Origin of the sequence: Mesorhizobium sp. M0244 (assembly GCF_040321795.1) — a bacterium.
Classification (GTDB): Bacteria; Pseudomonadota; Alphaproteobacteria; order Rhizobiales; family Rhizobiaceae; genus Mesorhizobium.
Genome location: NZ_JAMYSE010000012.1, coordinates 81,179 through 102,002, shown reverse-complemented (window position 1 = coordinate 102,002; position 20,824 = coordinate 81,179). Strand labels below are relative to the sequence as shown.

Here is a 20,824-nt window from a genome sequence, read left to right as displayed (position 1 = left end):
TTGATTTTAATACGTACGTACGTATTATGTTGCGATGGCTAGACATTCACTTCGCGAAAAACTCCTCGACGCTGGTTTCAAAACCATCTGGAATTCCGGCTACTCGTCCGCTGGCGTACGCGACATCGTCGCCGCGGCCGATGCCCGCCCGGGCTCCTTCACCAATCATTTTGCCTCCAAGGAGGCGTTCACCGGCGAGGTGCTGGACCGCTATTTCGCCTATGTGAGCGGTTTGGTGGAACAGGCCCTCGCCCGGGACGGCACGGCCCCGGTCGGGCGGTTGCGCCGCTATCTCGAAATCATCACTTCGAAACTGGAGGTACATGGCTGGGCACAGGGCTGCATGATCGGCAATCTCAGCCTTGAGACCGCGGCTCACAGTGAGGCGCTGAGGCTGCAACTCGTCGCCATCTTCGAACGCTGGCGTAAGCCCTTCGCCGAATGCATCGCCGAGGGCCAGGCGGCCGGCGAAATCACCAACGCGTTCGATGCCGAGGATCTCGCCGATTTCCTTTTGAGTTCCTGGCAAGGCGCAATGCTGCGCATGAAGGTGGAGCGCGGTCCCGAACCGCTCGAGCGTTTCAAGAACATCGTCTTCAAAACAGTCTTCGCAAAAAGGAGCTGATCCGATGAACCCGAAACTCGAAAAGCTGGAAGCCGCATAATGTTGCCGCGCTCGCAAGTCGCGGTACTCGATTCCACCATGTCCTATATCGAGGCAGGCGCGGCCGGTCCGACGGTGCTCTTCCTGCACGGCAACCCGACGTCGTCCTACATCTGGCGCGACATCATCCCGCATGTGGCGCCGTTCGGCCGCTGCATCGCGCCCGACCTGATCGGCTATGGCCAGTCCGGCAAGCCGGACATCGACTATCGCTTCTTCGACCACGTCCGTTACCTCGACGCTTTCATCGAGACGCTTGGCATCACCGACATGGTGGTCGTCGCGCAGGACTGGGGCACCGCACTCGCCTTCCATCTCGCGGCCCGGTGGCCGCAGCGGATTCTCGGCCTGGCCTTCATGGAATTCATCCGCCCCTTCGAGAGTTGGGACGATTTTCACCAGCGTCCGCAAGCGCGCGAATTGTTCAAGGCAATGCGCACGCCTGGCGTCGGTGAGAAGCTTGTTCTGGAAGATAACGTCTTCGTCGAAAAGGTGCTGCCGGCTGCTGTGCTGCGCACGATGAGCGATGGGGAAATGGCCGCCTACCGGGCGCCGTTCCCGACACCGCAATCGCGCAAGCCGATCCTGAGGCTGCCGCGGGACCTGCCGATAGAAGGCCAGCCCGCCGATGTCTCCGCCATCAGTGAGCACGACCATCGGGCGCTCCGGGCTTCCTCCTACCCAAAGCTGCTTTTCTGCGGCGATCCCGGCGCCCTCGTCTCGCCGCAGGCGGCACGGGAATTCGCAGCCGGGCTGAAGAACTGCCGCCTGATCGACCTCGGACCCGGTGCGCATTATCTGCAGGAGGACCATGCCGACAAGATCGGCGCCGCTATTGCCGAGTGGATTCCCGAGATAGCCACCGAGAGCTATGCCGCCGAACCGGCCTGACGCCGGAGTGTAAACCAGCAGCCGCGGCCGCCGGAGAGGTCGACAGCTTAGCTCTGCCGGTGCCGGGCGATGGAGGCGCCGATGATGCCGGCGTCGATGACGATGATGTTCTTGCTCACGGCAGTGCACCTTCAATCGCCAGGACTTTCTTGCCCTCATGCCATCGTGGTACATACTTGCCAAGAACGTTGCCGGGACCGCTCTCGAAGCGCGGTCGATGACGATCGCCTCACTGGAAACGTTCAGCTCAATCACATGAGGGTCATTTGCGCCGCTGGATAAAAGGGCTGGTTTTTGCTGCAGCCGGAGCCGCCATTGTCTATGCCGTCTTCTTCGGCCCGCTGCCGTTCGTTCGATCTTGGTGGCAGGACGACAACTGGCTGGATCCTTTGCATAAGCGCCATCGCATTGCTGACCGTTTGGTGCTGACCGCGGCGTTGGTTGGGAAATCGCGGGCAGAAGTTGTTGCCATGCTCGGCGAGCCGCCGAAGACGGACTATTTCGAGGACTGGAGTCTGGTTTATGTTCTTGGTTCGGAAAGGGGATTTTTTTCGATCGACTCTGAATGGCTGGTTATGCGCCTGGATGACGCTGGCTCGGTCACGCAGGCGGCTATCGTCAGAGACTGAACCTGCTGCCGGGATATCAGCGGTGTTTCCGTTCGACAGGCAGGGAAAGCGCTGCTAGAAGCCCGCGCCACAGACAGGATTCCTGAAATTGGCTGAAGACATCGAACAAGCGGTATCGCGCCGCCGCACTTTCGCGATCATCGCCCACCCCGACGCCGGCAAGACCACGCTGACCGAAAAGCTGCTTTTGTTCGGCGGCGCCATCCAGCTTGCCGGCGAGGTCAAGGCCAAGAAGGACCGCATCCAGACCCGGTCCGACTGGATGAAGATCGAACGCGAGCGCGGCATCTCGGTGGTCACCTCGGTGATGACCTTCGAATATGAGGACACTGTCTTCAACCTGCTCGACACGCCCGGCCACGAGGATTTCGCCGACGATACCTATCGCACGCTGTCGGCGGTCGACAGTGCGGTCATGGTCATCGATGCCGCCAAGGGTATCGAGCCGCGCACGCTGAAACTGTTCGAGGTATGCCGGCTGCGCGATATCCCGATCATCACCTTCGTCAACAAGATGGACCGCGAAAGCCGTGACCCGTTCGAGATCCTCGACGAGATCGAGCAGAAGCTGGCGCTGGACACGGCACCGATCACCTGGCCGATCGGCCGCGGCAAGACTTTTTCCGGCACCTACCATCTGGCGCTGAACGCGGTGCGCAAGGGCGACGCCGAGAAGGAGCGCACGCCGGTCAACGGCCCCGATTCCAACCGCGTCGCCGGCCTGCTGCCGGAGAACGAGCGGGAGGCCTTCATCGAGGAGCTGGAGCTGGCGCGCGAAGCCTGCCGCCCGCTCTACCTCGATGCCTTCCGCGAGGGCCATTTGACGCCGGTCTATTTCGGCTCGGCGCTGCGCAATTACGGCGTGCGCGATCTGATCGAGGCGCTCGGCGCCTATGGGCCGCCGCCGCGCGCGCAGGAGGCCGACAGCCGCAAGGTCGAGGCGACCGAGGACAAGATGACGTCCTTCGTCTTCAAGATCCAGGCCAATATGGACCCCAACCATCGCGACCGCATCGCCTTCGTCCGCGTCTGTTCTGGCAAGCTCGAGCGCGGCATGAAGGCCAAGCTGGTGCGCACGGGAAAGCCAATGAGCCTGTCGGCACCGCAATTCTTCTTCGCCCGCACCCGCGTCACCGCCGACGAGGCGTTTGCCGGCGACGTCGTCGGTATTCCCAACCACGGCACGCTGCGCATCGGCGACACGCTGACCGAAGGCGAGGAGATCCTGTTTCGCGGCGTGCCGAATTTCGCGCCAGAAATCCTGCGCCGCGTTCGCCTCGGCGATGCCATGAAAGCCAAGAAGCTCAAGGAGGCGCTGCACCAGATGGCCGAGGAAGGCGTCGTGCAATTGTTCTCGCCGGAGGACGGCTCGCCGGCCATCGTCGGCGTCGTCGGCGCCCTGCAGCTCGATGTCCTGAAAGAACGCCTGAACTTCGAATACACGCTGCCGGTCGATTTCGAGATGTCGCGTTTTTCCGTCTGCCGCTGGATATCGGCCGACGACAAGGCCGAACTCCAGCGCTTCATCGAGGCGCATCGCGGCGACATTGCCCGCGACCTCGACAACGATCCGGTGTTCCTCGCCCAGCACGCCTTCTCGCTAAACTACGAGGCCGAACGCTGGAAGGCGATCCGCTTCGCGGCGGTCAAGGATTACCAAGTCCGCGACAGAGCGGCTTGATGCGCCACCTTGCCTTCTCCCCTTGTGGGAGAAGGTGTCGCCGAAGGCGACGGATGAGGGGTGTTCCAGGAAACACCAACGCCTCGTTACGTCCAACACCCCTCAACCGTCTTGGCGCTCCGCGCCAATCCACTTTCTCCCACAGGGGGAGAAGGGGAAGAGCGCCATCGCTCACCCCCTGGCTGCCTCTTCGATCTTCGCGATATCGATCTTGCTCATCTGCATCATCGCCTGCATCACCCGGCCAGCCTTTTCCCTGTCGGGATCTTGCAGCAGCCTGGGCAGTTGCTCCGGCACGACCTGCCAGGAGAGGCCGAATTTGTCCTTCAGCCAGCTGCACTGGCTGGGCTCGCCGCCGCCCTCGATGAGCCTGTTCCAGAAATGGTCGACCTCTTCCTGCGTCTTGCAGTCGATGGAGAGCGACACTGCCTCGGTGAACTTGAATTGCGGCCCGCCGTTGAGCGCCTGGAACTGAACACCGTCGAGCTCGAACGAGACCACCAGCACCTTGCCCTCACGATCGCCGCTGCCCTTGGGCCAGCGCGTCACGCTCAGCACCTTCGAGTTCTTGAAGATGGAGACGTAGTGATTCATGGCCTCCTCGGCCTGGTCGTCGAACCACAGGAAGGTGGTGATCTTTTGCATTCTCTTGCTCCTCGGGCTGGTTTTGGCTTTGCTTTCACTCGTAAAACGGCCGGCTGGCGATCAATGCCCTGGTCCCCGCCGTTTGACCCAAGGACGCTCGAGCAAACCGCGATCCGACAGCACCTCTGACTTTTTTACTGGGTGGACCGGCTTGCCGCCTTTGGCCCGAGATCACGGCCGCTCGTTCCACCATGCAGCCAATATCTGGCGCAGCGTAAAATTGTGGCCAGACCAGAGCGTGGCGTCTATAAGGCCTGCGGCTCAATTCCGGTTTTCCGCGCCCCCGCTGGCGCGACGCAGACAGCAAGGACAGTTCAATGCCCGCCTACCGTTCCCGCACCACCACCCATGGCCGCAACATGGCCGGCGCACGCGGCCTGTGGCGCGCCACCGGGATGAAGGATTCGGATTTCGGCAAGCCGATCATCGCGGTGGTCAATTCCTTTACCCAATTCGTGCCCGGCCATGTCCATCTGAAGGATCTCGGCCAGCTGGTTGCCCGCGAGATCGAAAAGGCCGGCGGCGTCGCCAAGGAATTCAACACCATCGCCGTCGATGACGGCATCGCCATGGGCCATGACGGCATGCTCTATTCGCTGCCGTCGCGCGAATTGATCGCCGACTCGGTGGAATACATGGTCAACGCGCACTGCGCCGACGCCATGGTCTGCATCTCGAATTGCGACAAGATCACGCCGGGCATGCTAATGGCGTCGCTGCGCCTCGACATCCCCACCGTCTTCGTCTCCGGCGGCCCGATGGAGGCCGGTAAGGTGGTGCTCGCCGGCAAGACCCAGGCGCTTGACCTGGTCGACGCCATGGTTGCGGCCGCCGATGACAATATCTCCGACGAGGACGTCAAGATCATCGAGCGCTCGGCCTGTCCGACCTGCGGCTCCTGCTCCGGCATGTTCACCGCCAATTCGATGAACTGCCTGACCGAGGCGCTCGGCCTCTCGCTGCCCGGCAACGGCTCGACGCTGGCCACGCATGCCGACCGCAAGCGGCTGTTCGTCGAGGCCGGTCATCTGATCGTCGATCTCGCCCAGCGCTATTACGAGCAGGACGACGACACCGCGCTGCCGCGCAGCATCGCCTCGAAGGGCGCCTTCGAGAACGCAATGACGCTCGACATCGCCATGGGCGGCTCGACCAACACGGTGCTGCACATCCTCGCCGCAGCACACGAGGGCGAGGTCGACTTCACCATGGAGGACATCGACCGGCTGTCGCGGCGGGTTCCGGTGCTGTGCAAGGTGGCTCCGGCCAAGGCTGACGTCCACATGGAGGATGTCCATCGCGCCGGCGGCATCATGGCGATCCTCGGCCAGCTGGATAGCGCCGGGCTGATCAACCGCGACCTGCCGACGGTGCATACGGCAAGCCTCGGCGAAGCGCTCGACCATTGGGATATCTCGCGCACCACCAGCCAGAATGTCCGCGATTTCTTCCTGGCAGCACCCGGCGGCGTGCCAACGCAGGTCGCGTTCAGCCAAGACCGCCGCTGGGACGATCTCGATCTCGACCGCGAGAAAGGTGTTATCCGCTCGGCCGAACATCCTTTCTCCAGGGATGGCGGCCTTGCCGTGCTGAAAGGCAATCTCGCGCTCGACGGCTGCATCGTAAAGACCGCCGGCGTCGATGAATCGATCCTGAAATTCACCGGCCCGGCGAGGGTGTTCGAAAGCCAGGACGCCAGCGTCAAGGCGATCCTGTCGAACGAGATCAAGGCCGGCGATGTCGTCGTCATCCGCTATGAAGGGCCGCGCGGCGGCCCCGGCATGCAGGAAATGCTCTACCCGACCAGCTATCTCAAGTCGAAGGGACTCGGCAAAGCCTGCGCGCTGGTCACCGACGGCCGCTTTTCCGGCGGTACCTCCGGCCTGTCGATCGGCCATGCCTCTCCCGAGGCGGCGGAAGGCGGGCTGATCGGACTGGTGCATGAGGGCGACACGATCGAGATCGATATCCCGAACCGCACTATTAGGCTTGCTGTCGACGACGCGGAACTCGCCGCCCGCCGCGTGGCCATGGAGGCCAAGGGAACCGCTGCCTGGAAGCCCGAGGAAAAGCGCAAGCGCAAGGTGACGACAGCCTTGCGCGCCTATGCGGCAATGGCGACAAGTGCTGCCAAGGGGGCGGTGAGGTATGTGCCGGAATAGGTGTGATTCTTCAAAGGGATGACGGCAGATGGATTTCGACCTTGTGGTGCGTGGCGGCACGCTGCCCGACGGCAGGATTGCCGATATCGGCATCGTCGGCGAGACGATCGCGGCGATCGAGTCCGAACTCAACGTCACCGCCGGCACGGCGATCGACGCCCGTGGCAATCTGGTCTCGGCGCCCTTCGTCGATCCGCATTTCCATATGGACGCCACGCTTTCGCTCGGCATCCCGCGCATCAATGTCTCGGGCACGCTGCTGGAAGGCATTTCGCTGTGGGGCGAGCTGAAGCCGCTTCTGACCCACGAGGCGGTGCGCGACCGTGCGCTCGCCTATTGCGACTGGGCGGTGTCGATGGGCCTGCTCGCCATCCGCACCCATGTCGATGTCTGCGACGACCGCCTGCTGGCGGCGGAAGCGCTGCTCGACGTGAAGAAGACGGTTGCGCCGTATATCGACCTGCAATTGGTTGCCTTCCCGCAGGACGGGTTTTACCGCTCGCCGACGGCGCGCCAAAACACCATCCGCGCGCTCGACATGGGCGTCGATGTCGTCGGCGGTATTCCGCATTTCGAGCGCACAATGGCCGACGGCACGCGCTCTGTCACCGAGCTCTGCGAAATCGCGGCCAAGCGCGGCCTGATGGTCGACCTGCATTGCGACGAGACCGACGATCCGCTGTCGCGCCACATCGAGCAGCTTGCCTATGAGACGCAGCGCCTGGGATTGCAGGGCAGAGTGGCCGGCTCGCACCTGACCTCGATGCATTCGATGGATAATTACTACGTCTCGAAGCTGTTGCCGCTGATTGCCGAGGCCGGCGTTTCAGCGATCCCCAATCCGCTCATCAACATCATGCTGCAGGGCCGCCATGACACCTTCCCCAAGCGCCGCGGCCTGACGCGGGTCAAGGAGATGCTGGCGCAGGGCATCCGCGTCGGCTGGGGTCAGGATTGCGTGCTCGATCCCTGGTATTCGCTGGGCACGGCAGACATGCTCGACGTCGCCTTCATGGGCCTGCACGTCGCCCAGATGTCGAGCCCGGCCGAGATGGCGCGCTGTTTCGACATGGTCACCAACGTCAATGCCGCCATCATGGGCCTCGACCACCTTGGCCTGGCCGTCGGCAAGCGCGCCAGCCTGATCGTTCTCGATGCCGGCAGCCCGGTCGAGGCGCTGCGCCTGCGCCCCGAGCGTCTCTGCGTCATTGCCAGGGGCAAGGTGGTGGCCGAGCGCAGCCGGCAGGACACGCGGCTTTCGATCGCCGGAAGGCCGGGCACCGTGAACCGGCGCCACGCTTAGTCCAGCCGATTTCCGCCGCTGGTCTTACCGAATTCTCGATTTTCGCCTCGTCACGGCCGCTGCTAGCGACTACGACGCGGGTCACCGTATCCACGGCGAGGAACCGGTAACGGAATGGCGCAGCCCGCAGCCCAGAATTCGGCGATCAGGAACGTGCTGCTGGCCGGCATCCTGCTGATGCTCGCCGGCGATTTCCTGTTTGCGCTGAACGACGCGATGGGCAAGTGGCTGGTCGCCAGTTTTTCCGTCGGCCAGGTCGTGCTGATCCGCTCGATCGGCGCGTTTTTCATACTCGGGCCGATGATTGCACATCAGGGTGCGGCCAAGCTGTTTCGCATGGAGCGGCCGGAGCTGCAGCTGCTGCGCGTGGTGATGACGACGCTCGACACGGCGCTGTTCTATGCGGCAGTCGTCTATCTGCCGCTCGCCGATGTGATGAGCTTTTACATGGCCGGGCCGATCTACGTCGCGGCGCTGTCGCACTTTTTACTCGGCGAACGGGTCGGCTGGCGCCGCTGGGCGGCTATCCTGGTCGGTTTCTGCGGCGTGCTGATCATGCTGAGGCCGTCTTCGGCCGCGTTCTCGCTGTCGTCGATGTTCGCACTCGCCGGCAGCATTTCCTTTGCCTTCGCCATCATCCTCAACCGGCGGCTGCGCGGCACCAGCGACACGTCGCTGGTCACGTGGCAAACCATCGGCACGCTGCTGGTCGGCGCGGTGCTGACCATCGGCAGTTGGAAGGCGCCGTCCTCGCTCGATTTCGGCGCCATGCTGCTTCTCGGCATTGTCTCCTGCGGCGCGCATCTGATGATCACCAGGGCGTTGAAGCTTGCGCCTGCCTCGACCTTGGCGCCGCTGCATTACAGCCTGCTTTTGTGGGCAGTGGTCTTCGGCCTGGCCTTCTTCGGCGATGTGCCTGGGCCGCGCATCCTGGTCGGCTCGGCCATCGTCGTGCTGGCCGGCCTGTTCATCTTCCACCGCCAGAAGGTGGTCGACACCGTGCCGCCCGAAAACGTGCCGAAAGGTGTCAATTAATCCCGGCGCACCGCCGCGAGATGCCGCGAAAATTCCGGCGTCTCCATCAGCGCCTTGCAGCGCGCAAACCGGCCGTCGGCATAGGCGCGAAAGTCGTCCGCCGGATTTTTGTTGGCAAGCTGGATCAAGCCCCAGAGCGTCCACAGCAGATCGCACATCGCCTTGTAGATGACGATGCGGCCGCGCTCCGCCGGTGTCGGCTCACCGCCGAAATAGGCCAGCGTCATCTCCTCCTCCTGCGCGGTGTCGAATTGCCCTTCGACGCTGAGGTCGCCAAGGTCCCAGAGCGGATCGTTCATCCCGGAATATTCCCAATCGACGATCCACATCCTGTCGCCGGTATCGAGAAAGTTTTCGCAGAGGGGGTCGCAGTGGCAGGCGACGATCGGCAGAGGATGAGCGGTGAGTGCCGAGCGCACGCTTTCGGCCTCGCGGACCACGTCATGGTAGCCGGAAGGCAGCGCGACATCCTTGGTCGACAACACCTTCAGGTAGTCGTCGATCATGGCGAACAGCTCGAAGCGGAAGGGAAACACTGCGCCGGATGTGTGCAGTTTGCGAAAAGCCTTGCCGGCGCGTGCCGGGCTGCCGGAGCGGGTCTTGAACTTTTCCGGCGACATCGTCTTGGCGCCCGCAACGAACCGCGTCACCAGCACGCCGGTCCGGGCATCGACATGCAGCACTTCCGGACTGACGCCGGCCTTCGCCGCCTCCCGCGCCGCCACTGCCTCGTTGGCGCGGTTGATATATTCCTCGGTGCCCTTGCCGGGGATGCGCAGGCAGAAATCTCCCGCTCTGAAGACGAGATTGGTGAGGCCGCCAAGCCGTTCCAGCGGTCCCTCGTAGCCGGCCAGCACCGGAATGGCCGCAAGCGCCGCGCGTGCCTCGTCCACCATCACCTCTGCCTCCCTTTCACGGCTTTATTTATCGTGGAGACGGTTCCACAGTTTTCGCCGCTTGGCTATCATAGCGTGGCGTGCGATCCACTCCAGCGCGGCGCGTCCTTTCTGGATGCGCAAAGGACGCGGTAGCACATTGATTTTGCGGCGGACGGAACAGCAATGGCAAACAGCAAACATCAGAGCGCGCTCGCCGCAGCCTATGCGGCGAAGCGGCCGGAAGACGTCGCGGCGCTCTACGACAGTTGGGCCGGCACCTATGACGCCGACATGTCGGCGGCCGGCTATCGCCATCCGACCATCTGCCTTGCCTTGCTGGCCCGCCATTTGCCGCGCGGCGCCGCACCTCTCCTCGATGCCGGGGCAGGCACCGGGCTTATCGGCGAATGGCTTGCCATCACCGGTTATCCGCAGGTCGAGGCGCTCGACATCTCGGAAGGCATGCTGGCCCAGGCGGCGCGCAAGGGCGTCTATTCGGCGCTTCACTGCTTGGCGCTTGGCGGACCGCTGCCGTTCGTGGACGATGCCTATGCCGGGATCATCTCCGCCGGCGTCTTCACTTCGGGCCATGTCGGAGCCGAGGGGCTGGACGAGCTGATCCGCATCTGCCGGCCGGGTGGGGTGATCGTGCTGACGGTGAAGAACACGCTGTGGGATGCCGGGTTTGCCGCGCGGATCGCCGAGCTCGAGGTGCAAGGCATCGTCACCCGCGCCGAAGAAACGCCGCCCTATGTCTCCATGCCGGGCGAGTCGTATACCGTGCCGAGTCGGGGGCTGGTGCTCAGGGTGAGCTGAGGCGAAAACCGGAAGGCTCTACGCCTTCACCTTTGCCCCCGACGGGTCGTAAAGCGGCTCGAGATAGATCTTAGCCGGCGTCCGTTCCATTGCCACCACCAGCTCGTAGTCGCCGGAGGTGAGGAAATCATCGCTGACGCCGTCGGCATTGCGCACATAGCCATAGCCGATGTTCTTGCCCACTGTGTAGCCATAGCCGCCGCTCGTGAGATAACCGACCGCCTCGCCGTTGCGCAGGATGGTCTCACGCCCGAGCAGGACGACGTCCGGATCGTCGACCGTGAAGCCGGCAAAACGTTTCCTGGGCGCCGAACCATCGAGCTTTTCAAGCGCCCGCCGGCCGAGGAAATCGGTGTTTTTTCTGAGCTTCACCGCCCAGCCGAGGCCGGCCTCCTGCGGCGTGTCGTTGGGCGTGATGTCGGCGCCCCAGGCGCGGTAGCCCTTTTCCAGCCGCAGTGATTCCAGCGCCCGGTAGCCGACCGGGCGGATGTCGTAGGTCTCGCCCGCCGCCATCAGCGCATCGAAAACCTCGCCCGTCGCCGCGATCGGCGCATGCAATTCCCAGCCGAGCTCACCGACATAGGTGACGCGCAGTGCCCGCACGATGTGGCCGGCAATCGCGATCTCGCGAACATGGCCGAACGGGAAAGCTGTATTCGACACATCCGCGTCGGTCACATCGGACAGCACGTCGCGGGCGCGCGGCCCCATCAGCGACAATGTGCCAAAATCCTCGGTAACATCGGTCAGCTTCACGTCGAGCCGCTTGCCGATATGATCGGCAATCCAGGAGAAATCATGCGTGCGGAACCCGGTGCCGGTGACGATGTAGAATTTCTCCTCACCGAGCCGCGCCACGGTCAAATCGGCCTCGATGCCGCCGCGCGTGTTGAGGAGCTGCGTGTAGGTCAGCCGGCCGACCGGTTTGGCGACGTCATTGGCGCAGATCCAATCCAGCGCCTTCAGCGCGTCCACTCCCGTCATTTCGTATTTGGCGAAGGATGACTGGTCGAAGATGCCGATTTTTTCGCGCACGTGGCGGTGTTCGTCGCCGACCGGCGAAAACCAGTTCTGCCGGCCCATCGAATAGACGTCTTTCGGCTCGAACCCTTCCGGCGCGAACCAGTTCGGCCGCTCCCAGCCGAGCTTCGAGCCGAACACGGCGCGATGTTTTTTCAGCCGTTCATAGAGTGGAGAAACGATGCGCGGCCGGCCGCTGACATATTCCTCATGCGGAAAGCCGATCGTGTAGTGCTTGCCATAGGCTTCAAGCGTGCGGTCGCGGACCCATTGCCGGTCGCGGTGCAGATTGGAGAAGCGGCGGATGTCGACCACCCACAAATCGAGCGGCGCCTCGCCGTCGACCACCCATTGCGCCAGCACCCAGCCGGCGCCGCCGCCGGATGCAATGCCGAAGGCGTTGAAACCGGCGCCGACGAACATATTCGGGCATTCCGGCGCCACGCCGAGGATGAAATTGCCGTCCGGCGTGAAGCTCTCCGGCCCATTGATCATCTGCTTGACGCCGACATTGGCGAGCGCCGGGACACGCTCGATCGCCTGGCTCATATGCTGCTCGAAATGATCGTAATCATCGTCGAACAGCCGGAACTCCCAATCGTCCGGCACATCATCGCCGGGCAGACCGGTCGTCCAGGCCTGCGGGTTCGGCTCATAGCCTCCCATCACCAACCCGCCGACCTCCTCCTTGAAATAGGTGCGGCGGTCGGGGTCGCGGATCGTCGGCGCGTCACTCGCCAAGCCGTCGATCCTTTCGGTGATGATGTATTGGTGCTTCACGGGCTGCAGCGGCACGTTGATGCCGGCCAGCGCACCCACCTGCCGCGCCCATTGCCCGGCGCAGTTCACCACCTTGTCGCAGGCGATATCGCCCTTGTTGGTCCTTACCTTGACGATCCGGCCGTTCGTCATTTCGAAGCCGGTGACCCGCACCTCCTCGAACAATTTTGCGCCATGCATGCGCGCGCCCTTGGCCAGCGACTGGGTGATGTCGGAAGGGCTTGCCTGACCGTCGCTCGGCAGCCAGGAAGCGCCGACGAGGTCGCCGGTTTCCAGCAGCGGCCACATTTCCTTGACCTCGGCCGGCGACAGCAAATGCATATCCATGCCGAAGCTCTTTGCCGTCGTTGCCAGCCTCTTATACTCGGTCCAGCGGTCGGCATTGGTGGCGAGGCGCAGGCAGCCAGTCATCTTCCAGCCGGTGGCGAGGCCGGTTTCGGCTTCCAGCCCCTTGTAGAGATCGACCGAATATTTGAGCACCCGCGTGATCGACGCCGACGAGCGCAGCTGGCCAACCAGCCCGGCGGCATGCCAGGTCGAGCCCGAGGTCAGTTTGCCCTGTTCGAGCAGCACGATGTCGGCCTTGTGGTCGCGCGCCAGATGGTAGGCCGTCGAACAGCCGATGATGCCACCACCGATGACGACGATGCCGGCCTGCGCGGGCAAGGTCATGTTCGCATCCCGTATTTCGTCCTGTAATTTTCCAGGGCGGCTTCGAGCCGCTTCAGGTTTTCGTCGGCGTAGTCGGCGTAGTCGACGCCGGGCGCGTCGAGGTAAAGCTCGGAAACCATGCCCCACATCGCCTCGCGCAGCAGCGACGCGCATTGCATGGCGGCGTGCGATCGCCGTATCGCTTCGTCCGGCTCCTTCATGAAATAGGCGGTCAGGAAGGCGAAGGATTCCTCGTCGCTCATGCCGGCATTCGAGGCCGCACCGGCAAGGTCGAACATCGCCGTATTGAAGCCGGCATATTCGAAATCGATGAGCCACAGCCTGTGGCCGTCGTCGATTATGTTAGCCGGCAAGAGGTCATTATGGCCGAAGACGATCGGCAGCAGTTTTTGCGCGCGCTCGAGCTCGTCCGCCAGCGTCAAAAGGCGGGGCAATTCGCTTAGCTTGCGGCTGCCGCCTTCCTCCAGCGTGCGCGCATAGTCGCGGATGACGTGAAACACCCAGAACATGAAGCCGGCGCCGGAGACATGACTGGGCATCTCGCGGTGAAAGCCGCGCAGCAAGGCGGCAACGCGGCCGAGATCGGCGCGCACGTCTTGCGCAACATAGGCCTTGGCGCCGAGATACTCCGTCACCATGACGCCGGGTCCGGTGTGGTGGACGGCTGGAGCGAAGCCTGCCGCGTGCGCTGCCCGCGCGGTCATCATCTCGCGCTCGCGAAAGACATGGTGGAACGGATAGTCCTGGCCGAGCCGCACGACATGCCGTCCGGCCGCATCCTTGACCAGATAATTGGCGTTGCTCAGCCCGCCCGGCAACGGCGCAATGTCGATGTTGCCGGTCCAGCAAGGCAGCGCGCGGATGCGGTCTTCGACAGTCACGATCTCGTCCAACATTGGGTCAATTTTCCACGCATGTCATCGCTGGCCAGCGATGACAATCGGACGGAGGAATGGAGGCAACGCGAAGATCTCGTCGGTGCAGATTTCGGGATCGATATCCCGCACCGCACCGACGAGCCCCTTTGTGCCGGGTTCTTCGACCCCGGCATCCGCCCCCGCGGATCCTAAAATTTCGGTTCCCTTGCACCCGACAATTTCCCAGGCGTTCGGGCAGGTTCCCAGGCGTTCGGGCAGGCGATTTTTTGTCCGGCTCAGCCGTCGTCCTCCGTTCCGAGCCTGTCACAGCGATAATGTCGCGCCACGCTGGAGACGTTGTCAACGCGAAATTGTGGTGTTTTCTGCTTTTTTGCCCGAATTTTGCGAAATTTCTTGGAATTAGTGGCATTTATGCCGTAGAAACGGTCAATGATGCAACAATCCGACCGGATGGAACCCATGGTCCACTCGAAGCGGCATGGCGAAATCCTGCGCCTCCTCAAGGAGGAAGGCACCGTGACCATTGCCAGCCTGGCTGACCGGCTAGGCGTCTCGCTGGAGACAGTGCGCCGCGACGTCAAGCCACTGACCAGCGACGGTTCCATCCTCAAGATGCACGGTGCCGTCGGCCTGCCGTCGATTGCCGGCGAAGCGCCGTTCGAGCGGCGCATGCGCGAGAACGCGGATGCCAAGCGGGCAATTGCCCGCATGGTCGCCGCCACCATCCGCGACGGCGAATCGATCATGCTCGACACCGGCACCACCACCTCTTTCCTGGCCCGGGAACTGCTCGGCCACCGGCGGCTGACGGTCGTCACCAACTCTTCCGACATCGCCCGCACGCTGGCCACCGTCAACGGCAACAAGGTCTATATGGCCGGCGGCGAGCTGCGCAGCGATTCCGGTGCAGCTTTCGGCGTCTCGGCCATCGAATTCGTCAGCCGCTTCTCCGTCAGCCATGCGGTAATTTCGACCGGTGCCGTCGATGCCGTCACCGGCGTCATGGACTATGATCTGGAAGAGGCGGAGTTCGCCCGCATGGTGTTGTCGCGCGGCCAGCGTTCGCTTGTTATCACCGACCACAGCAAATTCGGCCGCCACGGCCTGGTTCAGGTCTGCGGCTTCGACGGCTTTTCCGAACTCGCCACCGACCGGCGGCCGCCGCACGACATCGCCGCCGCCCTCGCCGGGGCCGGCGCGCGGCTCAGCGTTGCCGATGGCGAAAGCGAGGGCTGAGCTCTATCGGGAGATCGGCACCAGCACCCACTTCCCAGCGCCGCCTCTGCCGTGTTTAGTCCGACCATGGCTTTCACCATCCGCCAATTGCAGTTCTTCATCGCCGTCGCCGAGCAAGGCACGGTGTCGGGCGCCGCCCAGAACCTGTCGATCTCGCAATCCTCGGTCACCGAGGCGATCAAGGAGCTGGAGCACGATCTCGGCGTCGAGCTGTTCGAGCGCCACCCGCGCGGCTTGAACATCACCCATAAGGGTCACCAGTTCCTGCGCCATGCGACGAAGATCCTTGCCGACGTTTCCGATGCACGCCGCGCCTTCTTCGGCGAACAGATCGCGGCAAGCGGCCGGCTGCAACTTGGCGTCACCTCGCTGGTCGCCGGCTATGTGCTGTCCGATCTTCTTGCCCGCTACCGCCGCGCTTTTCCGGGCGTCGAGGTCTCGGCAATCGAGGACAATGGCGACTATCTCGAGCATCTGCTGATCGGCGGCAAGCTCGACATTGCCGTCATGGTCACCTCGAACCTGCGCGACCGCACGGCGCTGCAGTCCGAAATCCTCGAAGTCTCGGCCTACCGGCTATGGCTGCCGCTCGGCCATCCCTTAGCCGGCGCCGACATCATCGGCATCGGCGACATCGCCTCGGAACCGCTGATCATGCTGACCGTCGACGAGATCGAGGAGAATACCGGAAAGCTGCTGACGGCGATTGGCGCCAAACCGCATGTCGCCTTCCGCACCCGCTCGGTCGAAGCGGTGCGCAGCCTCGTTGCCACCGGGGCCGGCGTGGCGCTGCTGCCCGACCTCGTCTACCGGCCGTGGTCGCTGGAAGGCGACCGCATCGAATCGCGCGATATTTCGGGGTCGTTGCCGGTCGTCCAGGTCGGCATGGTCTGGCGGCGCGGCTCCGGCCTGCCGCAGGCGGCGCGCGACTTCGTCGGGCTTGCCCAGTCGCAGCGCATGGTGCGCCAACGGCCCGAAAAGATCACCCGATAGCTATCGGAAAAATCGATATCGGCTTTCTGATAAATGAATTTGCGAAACCGGAAAATTCACAGCACTTTCCATCAGGGAACAAAGCTGCCGTTAGAGCGACGTGCGTCCAATTGGACGCACATAGTACGCTCTAAGACTTTTAGTTTTCGCATCGGGCTTTTCCGAAAATCGATTCCGATTTTCGGGCCGATGCGAGGAGCACGGCGCTTAGAGCCGCGCATCCAACGTTTTTGAACGGGCGCATGACCTTTCCGAAAACCGAAACCGATTTCGGGGTTACGCAAAAATGGGAGATCGACGATGAATTCATTGCTGAAATCATGCACTGCCTTGACGGTCGCGCTGACCTTCTCCGGCCAGGCCATCGCCCAGGTCAAGGAGCTCGGCAAGGGTGAAGGCGAGGTCAATATCGTCGCCTGGCCCGGCTATATCGAGCGCGGCGAAACCGACAAGGGCTACGACTGGGTCACCTCGTTCGAGAAGGAAACCGGCTGCAAGGTCAACGTCAAGACCGCCAACACCTCCGACGAGATGGTCTCGTTGATGAACGAAGGCGGTTTCGACCTTGTCACCGCCTCGGGCGACGCCTCGCTGCGCCTCGTCGCCGGCAAGCGCGTCCAGCCGATCAACACCGACCTCATCCCGAGCTGGAAGACGGTCGACGACCGGCTGAAGGATGCACCCTGGTTCACCGTCGGCGGCGTTCATTACGGCGTTCCCTACCAGTGGGGGCCGAACGTGCTGATGTACAACACCGAGGTGTTCAAGGAGGCGCCGAAGAGCTGGAACATCGTCTTCGAGGAAATGAACCTGCCCGACGGCAAGTCGAACAAGGGCCGCGTCCAGGCCTATGACGGGCCGATCCACATCGCCGACGCCGCCAATTACCTGATGTCCCACAAGCCGGAGCTCGGCATCAAGGATCCGTACGAGCTGACCGAGGACCAGTACAAGGCGGCGCTCGACCTGCTGCGCGTCCAGCGTACGCTGGTCGGACGCTATTGGCATGACGCCGCCATCCAGGTCGACGATTTCCAGAACGAAGGCGTCGTCGCCTCCGGTTCATGGCCCTATCAGGTCAACACGCTGATCGCCGCCAAGAAGCCGGTCGCCTCGACCATCCCCGAGGAGGGCGTCACCGGCTGGGCCGACACCACGATGATGGAAGCCGATGCGGCCCACCCGAACTGCGCCTACATGTGGATGGAGCATTCGCTGTCGCCGAAAGTGCAGGGCGACGTCTCCGCCTGGTTCGGCTCGCTGCCGGTGGTGCCCGCGGCCTGCAAGGGCAACGAACTGCTTGGCGAAGCGGGCTGCAAGACCAACGGCTACGACAATTTCGACAAGATCAAGTTCTGGAAGACGCCGGTCTCGAAATGCGCCACGCAGAACGACCAGTGCGTACCCTATTACCGCTGGGTGTCGGACTATATCGGGGTCATCGGCGGGCGGTGAGTTCCCTCACCCTTCCCCTTGTGGGGAGGGTCGACGCGTAGCGTCGGGGTGGGGGTTCGCCTCGACAAGTTCTTGCTTGTAAAATCACCCCCACCCGCGGCTGCGCCGCGACCTCCCCATCGAGGGGGAGGTGAAGTGCCGCGCCATCCGCTGCGTCCTTTGGGAGGCGGTGAGGGCGATCTCGATAAAGCTAACCGGCAACAGACTGACAGCCTATGACATCAGCCGTTTCGTTCCAAAAAGTCTCCCGCCATTTCGGCAACGTGCGTGCCGTCGACGCGGTCGATCTCGATATCGTGCCGGGCGAGTTCTTCGCCATGCTCGGGCCTTCCGGCTCGGGCAAGACGACCTGCCTGCGCCTCATCGCCGGCTTCGAGCAGCCGACGGCAGGCTCGATCTCGATCTTCGGCGAACGCGCCGAGGGCGTCCCGCCCTATCGCCGCAACGTCAACACCGTATTCCAGGACTATGCGCTGTTCCCGCATCTCAACGTGCTCGACAACGTCGCCTATGGGCTGATGGTCAAGGGCGTCCGCAGACCGGAGCGGCAGAAGGCGGCGGAAGAGGCGCTGTCGCTGGTGCGGCTTCCCGGCTACGGTGCCCGTCGTCCGGGCCAGCTTTCCGGCGGACAGCGCCAGCGCGTCGCGCTCGCCCGCGCGCTGGTCAACCAGCCCAAGGTGCTGCTGCTCGACGAGCCGCTCGGCGCGCTCGACCTCAAATTGCGCGAAAACATGCAGGAAGAGTTGAAGTCGCTGCAGAAGGCGCTCGGCATCACCTTCGTCTTCGTCACCCACGACCAGGGCGAGGCGCTGTCCATGGCCGACCGCGTCGCCGTCTTCAACGACGGCAAGATCATGCAGATCGGGACGCCGGAAGACATCTACCAGCGCCCGAAGACCCGCTTCGTCGCCGATTTCGTCGGCTCGTCCAACGTGCTGCCGCCGGATTTCGTCCAGCGTTATGCCGGCCAGCACCGCTGGGGCAGCCTGCGCCCTGAATCCATTCGCATCGGCCGGGCGGCCAAGGGCGACGGCGTTGCCGCCCGCCTGGTGTCGACCAATTATCTCGGCGCTACGACAAGGCTCGCGCTGGACGCTGAAGGGTTGCGACTGCATGCCATCGTGCCGGCGGGTGCTGCCTTGCCCCGGGAAGGCGAGGCGGTCGTGCTCACCTTCAACCGCGAGCATTTGCATCTGATGGACGAGTTGGGCTGATGGCGCTGAAGCTGGCTAATGGGCTGGAGGGGGGCGCGAAGGATCGCGGCCTCTCATATGCCCTCCGCCAAGACAGAGCAGTGTCGTGACCATCGCCGCGCTCAACTCCAATCACACGCCCGCCATCTTGCCGGGAAGCGGCGGCATGCGCGGCGCGCTGTCGGATATTTTTTGGCGCAAGCCGAAGCTGCTGCTGCTCCTGATGCTGCTGCCGCCGGTTCTGTGGCTCGGCATCGTCTATATCGGCTCGCTATTCGCGCTGTTGCTGCAGAGCTTCTTCTCGATCGACGAATTCTCCGGCTTGATCAACCGGGAGTTCACGCTGAAGACCTATGGCGACCTGTTGCAGGCCGCCAATCTCGACATCATCCTGCGCACTGTGACGATGGCGGCGCTGGTCACGCTCGCCTCGGCGATCATCGCCTTTCCCATCGCCTATTACGCGGCGCGCTATGCGCGCGGCCGCTGGAAGGCGCTGTTTTATCTCGGCGTCATGCTGCCGCTGTGGTCGAGCTACCTGGTCAAGATCTATGCCTGGAAGCTGATCCTCGCCAAGGAAGGCATCCTGACCTGGCTGCTCGCCAAGCTGCATCTTCTGTGGCTGCTCGAGGCCTGGCTGTCGCTGCCGGTCGTCGGCGGCAATTCGCTGTCGGTGTCGTCAACCGGCACCTTCATCGTCTTCGTCTATGTCTGGCTGCCCTTCATGATCCTGCCGGTGCAGGCAGCACTCGAGCGTGTGCCGGGCAACCTGGTCGAAGCCTCGTCCGATTTGGGAGCCTCGCCCGGCCAGACCTTCCGCAACGTGCTGTTTCCGCTGGCGCTGCCGGGCATCGTTGCCGGCTCGATCTTTACCTTCTCGCTGACGCTCGGCGACTACATCATCCCGCAGATCATCGGCACGTCGCGGCTGTTCATCGGCCAGGCCGTCTATTCGCAGCAAGGCACCGCCGGCAACATCCCGCTCGCCGCCGCCTTCACGGTGGTGCCCATCGTGATCATGGGCTTCTATCTCTGGGGCGCCAAGCGCATTGGGGCCTTCGATGCGCTCTGACCGCGGCCAGTCGGCTCCGCTCGGCCTGAAGATCGCCGCCACGGCTGGCCTGCTGTTCCTGCACCTGCCGATCCTGCTGATCTTCGTCTACGCCTTCACCACTGAGGAGAAGAGTTTCGTCTGGCCGCCGCCGGGCCTGACGACGCAATGGTTCGCCGTCACCTGGAACCGGCCCGACGTCTGGCAGGCGCTGTCGCTCTCGGTCCGGGTCGCCGCCATCTCGACTACTATCGCGCTGGTCCTCGGCACGCTCTGCGCCGCCGCCGTGTCCCGCACAAAATTCTTCGGCCGCGAAACCATCTCGCTACTGGTCATCCTGCCGATTGCGCTGCCCGGCATCATCACCAGCATTGCGCTGCGCTCGGCTTTCGCGCTCGCCGAGATCCCGTTCTCGTTCTGGACGATCGTGCTCGGCCACGCCACTTTCTGCGTGGTCGTCGTCTACAACAACGCCGTCGCCCGTTTCCGCCGCACTTCCGGCTCGATGATCGAGGCGTCGATGGATCTCGGCGCCGACGGTTTCCAGACCTTCCGGCACGTCGTGCTGCCCAACATCGCCACGGCGCTGCTGGCCGGCGGCATGCTTGCCTTCGCCCTGTCCTTCGATGAGGTTATCGTCACCACCTTCACCGCCGGCCAGCAGCAGACGGTGCCGATCTGGATGCTGGAGGAATTGATCCGCCCGCGTCAGCGTCCAGTCACCAATGTCGTGGCGATGGTCGTCGTGCTGGTGACGCTGCTTCCCATCCTCGCTGCCTATTATCTGACCCGCGACGGCGACCAGATCGCCGGTTCGGGCAAATGACCTCACACGTTCATAA

18 protein-coding genes are annotated in these 20,824 nt (G+C 63.4%); 14 read left to right on the top strand and 4 right to left on the bottom strand.

The genetic code is table 11. The features are described 5' to 3' along the window. Nucleotides 1–34: 34 nt before the first annotated feature. From NKJ08_RS11710 to NKJ08_RS11695, 4 genes are all read left to right on the top strand, one after another. Nucleotides 35–625 (top strand): TetR/AcrR family transcriptional regulator, encoded by a 591-nt coding sequence (locus tag NKJ08_RS11710; RefSeq protein ID WP_352781809.1) that lies wholly within the window; start codon nucleotides 35–37, stop codon nucleotides 623–625. Between the two features lie 39 nt (nucleotides 626–664). Continuing rightward, nucleotides 665–1,555: a haloalkane dehalogenase gene (locus NKJ08_RS11705; RefSeq protein WP_352781808.1), complete on the top strand. Its 891-nt coding sequence runs from the start codon at nucleotides 665–667 to the stop codon at nucleotides 1,553–1,555. A 266-nt stretch (nucleotides 1,556–1,821) separates the two neighbouring features. Next, a complete protein-coding gene (locus tag NKJ08_RS11700; RefSeq protein WP_352522617.1) occupies nucleotides 1,822–2,184 on the top strand; it encodes a hypothetical protein in 363 nt (120 codons plus the stop codon). A gap of 88 nt (nucleotides 2,185–2,272) precedes the next feature. Then, complete coding sequence (locus NKJ08_RS11695; RefSeq protein ID WP_352781807.1) at nucleotides 2,273–3,865, top strand: peptide chain release factor 3; 1,593 nt, start codon at nucleotides 2,273–2,275, stop codon at nucleotides 3,863–3,865. A gap of 171 nt (nucleotides 3,866–4,036) precedes the next feature. Here NKJ08_RS11695 and NKJ08_RS11690 read toward each other — a convergent pair whose 3' ends face one another. After that, entirely contained in the window at nucleotides 4,037–4,510 is a 474-nt protein-coding gene (locus NKJ08_RS11690; RefSeq protein ID WP_352522615.1) for a VOC family protein, read from the bottom strand. A gap of 317 nt (nucleotides 4,511–4,827) precedes the next feature. Here NKJ08_RS11690 and ilvD point away from each other — a divergent pair, with 317 nt between their 5' ends. The 3 genes from ilvD (at nucleotide 4,828) to NKJ08_RS11675 (ending at nucleotide 9,010) form a co-directional block, all read left to right on the top strand. Then, complete coding sequence (gene ilvD / locus NKJ08_RS11685; RefSeq protein ID WP_352781806.1) at nucleotides 4,828–6,672, top strand: dihydroxy-acid dehydratase; 1,845 nt, start codon at nucleotides 4,828–4,830, stop codon at nucleotides 6,670–6,672. 28 nt (nucleotides 6,673–6,700) lie between these two features. After that, the gene (locus NKJ08_RS11680; protein WP_352781805.1) at nucleotides 6,701–7,975 is read left to right on the top strand and encodes an amidohydrolase family protein; all 1,275 of its coding nucleotides are present in this window, start codon (nucleotides 6,701–6,703) and stop codon (nucleotides 7,973–7,975) included. A gap of 114 nt (nucleotides 7,976–8,089) precedes the next feature. After that, nucleotides 8,090–9,010, top strand: coding sequence for a DMT family transporter (locus NKJ08_RS11675; RefSeq protein WP_352522612.1), 921 nt, complete (start codon nucleotides 8,090–8,092; stop codon nucleotides 9,008–9,010). Here the strand turns inward: NKJ08_RS11675 and NKJ08_RS11670 are convergent. Continuing rightward, nucleotides 9,007–9,909, bottom strand: coding sequence for a phosphotransferase (locus NKJ08_RS11670; RefSeq protein ID WP_352522611.1), 903 nt, complete (start codon nucleotides 9,907–9,909; stop codon nucleotides 9,007–9,009). The genes NKJ08_RS11675 and NKJ08_RS11670 overlap by 4 nt on opposite strands. A 162-nt stretch (nucleotides 9,910–10,071) precedes the next feature. On the opposite strand from NKJ08_RS11670, the gene NKJ08_RS11665 reads away from it, so the two are divergent. Continuing rightward, the gene (locus NKJ08_RS11665) at nucleotides 10,072–10,704 is read left to right on the top strand and encodes a class I SAM-dependent DNA methyltransferase (protein WP_352522610.1); all 633 of its coding nucleotides are present in this window, start codon (nucleotides 10,072–10,074) and stop codon (nucleotides 10,702–10,704) included. An 18-nt stretch (nucleotides 10,705–10,722) separates the two neighbouring features. Here the strand turns inward: NKJ08_RS11665 and NKJ08_RS11660 are convergent, their stop codons facing one another. Together NKJ08_RS11660 and NKJ08_RS11655 are read right to left on the bottom strand one after the other, a co-directional pair. Beyond that, nucleotides 10,723–13,176 carry a GcvT family protein gene (locus tag NKJ08_RS11660; RefSeq protein ID WP_352781804.1) on the bottom strand — a complete coding sequence of 818 codons (2,454 nt, stop codon included), beginning with the start codon at nucleotides 13,174–13,176 and terminating at the stop codon, nucleotides 10,723–10,725. Further along, nucleotides 13,173–14,057 (bottom strand): phosphotransferase, encoded by an 885-nt coding sequence (locus NKJ08_RS11655; RefSeq protein ID WP_352781823.1) that lies wholly within the window; start codon nucleotides 14,055–14,057, stop codon nucleotides 13,173–13,175. The genes NKJ08_RS11660 and NKJ08_RS11655 overlap by 4 nt, the downstream gene beginning before the upstream one ends. 456 nt (nucleotides 14,058–14,513) lie before the next feature. Here NKJ08_RS11655 and NKJ08_RS11650 point away from each other — a divergent pair, with 456 nt between their 5' ends. The 6 genes from NKJ08_RS11650 (at nucleotide 14,514) to NKJ08_RS11625 (ending at nucleotide 20,808) form a co-directional block, all read left to right on the top strand. Next, a complete protein-coding gene (locus NKJ08_RS11650) occupies nucleotides 14,514–15,290 on the top strand; it encodes a DeoR/GlpR family DNA-binding transcription regulator (protein WP_352522608.1) in 777 nt (258 codons plus the stop codon). Nucleotides 15,291–15,356: 66 nt separating this feature from the next. Beyond that, nucleotides 15,357–16,283 (top strand): LysR family transcriptional regulator, encoded by a 927-nt coding sequence (locus NKJ08_RS11645; protein WP_352781803.1) that lies wholly within the window; start codon nucleotides 15,357–15,359, stop codon nucleotides 16,281–16,283. A gap of 300 nt (nucleotides 16,284–16,583) precedes the next feature. After that, a complete protein-coding gene (locus NKJ08_RS11640) occupies nucleotides 16,584–17,738 on the top strand; it encodes an ABC transporter substrate-binding protein (RefSeq protein WP_352781802.1) in 1,155 nt (384 codons plus the stop codon). A gap of 215 nt (nucleotides 17,739–17,953) precedes the next feature. Then, the gene (locus NKJ08_RS11635) at nucleotides 17,954–18,952 is read left to right on the top strand and encodes an ABC transporter ATP-binding protein (RefSeq protein ID WP_352522605.1); all 999 of its coding nucleotides are present in this window, start codon (nucleotides 17,954–17,956) and stop codon (nucleotides 18,950–18,952) included. A 145-nt stretch (nucleotides 18,953–19,097) separates the two neighbouring features. Then, a complete protein-coding gene (locus NKJ08_RS11630) occupies nucleotides 19,098–20,003 on the top strand; it encodes an ABC transporter permease (protein WP_352776391.1) in 906 nt (301 codons plus the stop codon). Then, complete coding sequence (locus NKJ08_RS11625) at nucleotides 19,993–20,808, top strand: ABC transporter permease (protein ID WP_352781801.1); 816 nt, start codon at nucleotides 19,993–19,995, stop codon at nucleotides 20,806–20,808. The genes NKJ08_RS11630 and NKJ08_RS11625 overlap by 11 nt, the downstream gene beginning before the upstream one ends. Nucleotides 20,809–20,824: the final 16 nt, after the last annotated feature.

Coding starts and splice junctions, on each gene's coding strand:
- NKJ08_RS11710 (WP_352781809.1), top strand. CDS start 35: ATGGCTAGACATTCACTTCGCGAAAAACTCCTCGACGCTGGTTTCAAA.
- NKJ08_RS11705 (WP_352781808.1), top strand. CDS start 665: ATGTTGCCGCGCTCGCAAGTCGCGGTACTCGATTCCACCATGTCCTAT.
- NKJ08_RS11690 (WP_352522615.1), bottom strand. CDS start 4,510: ATGCAAAAGATCACCACCTTCCTGTGGTTCGACGACCAGGCCGAGGAG.
- ilvD (WP_352781806.1), top strand. CDS start 4,828: ATGCCCGCCTACCGTTCCCGCACCACCACCCATGGCCGCAACATGGCC.
- NKJ08_RS11680 (WP_352781805.1), top strand. CDS start 6,701: ATGGATTTCGACCTTGTGGTGCGTGGCGGCACGCTGCCCGACGGCAGG.
- NKJ08_RS11675 (WP_352522612.1), top strand. CDS start 8,090: ATGGCGCAGCCCGCAGCCCAGAATTCGGCGATCAGGAACGTGCTGCTG.
- NKJ08_RS11665 (WP_352522610.1), top strand. CDS start 10,072: ATGGCAAACAGCAAACATCAGAGCGCGCTCGCCGCAGCCTATGCGGCG.
- NKJ08_RS11660 (WP_352781804.1), bottom strand. CDS start 13,176: ATGACCTTGCCCGCGCAGGCCGGCATCGTCGTCATCGGTGGTGGCATC.
- NKJ08_RS11650 (WP_352522608.1), top strand. CDS start 14,514: ATGGTCCACTCGAAGCGGCATGGCGAAATCCTGCGCCTCCTCAAGGAG.
- NKJ08_RS11645 (WP_352781803.1), top strand. CDS start 15,357: ATGGCTTTCACCATCCGCCAATTGCAGTTCTTCATCGCCGTCGCCGAG.
- NKJ08_RS11640 (WP_352781802.1), top strand. CDS start 16,584: ATGAATTCATTGCTGAAATCATGCACTGCCTTGACGGTCGCGCTGACC.
- NKJ08_RS11635 (WP_352522605.1), top strand. CDS start 17,954: ATGACATCAGCCGTTTCGTTCCAAAAAGTCTCCCGCCATTTCGGCAAC.
- NKJ08_RS11630 (WP_352776391.1), top strand. CDS start 19,098: ATGCGCGGCGCGCTGTCGGATATTTTTTGGCGCAAGCCGAAGCTGCTG.
- NKJ08_RS11625 (WP_352781801.1), top strand. CDS start 19,993: ATGCGCTCTGACCGCGGCCAGTCGGCTCCGCTCGGCCTGAAGATCGCC.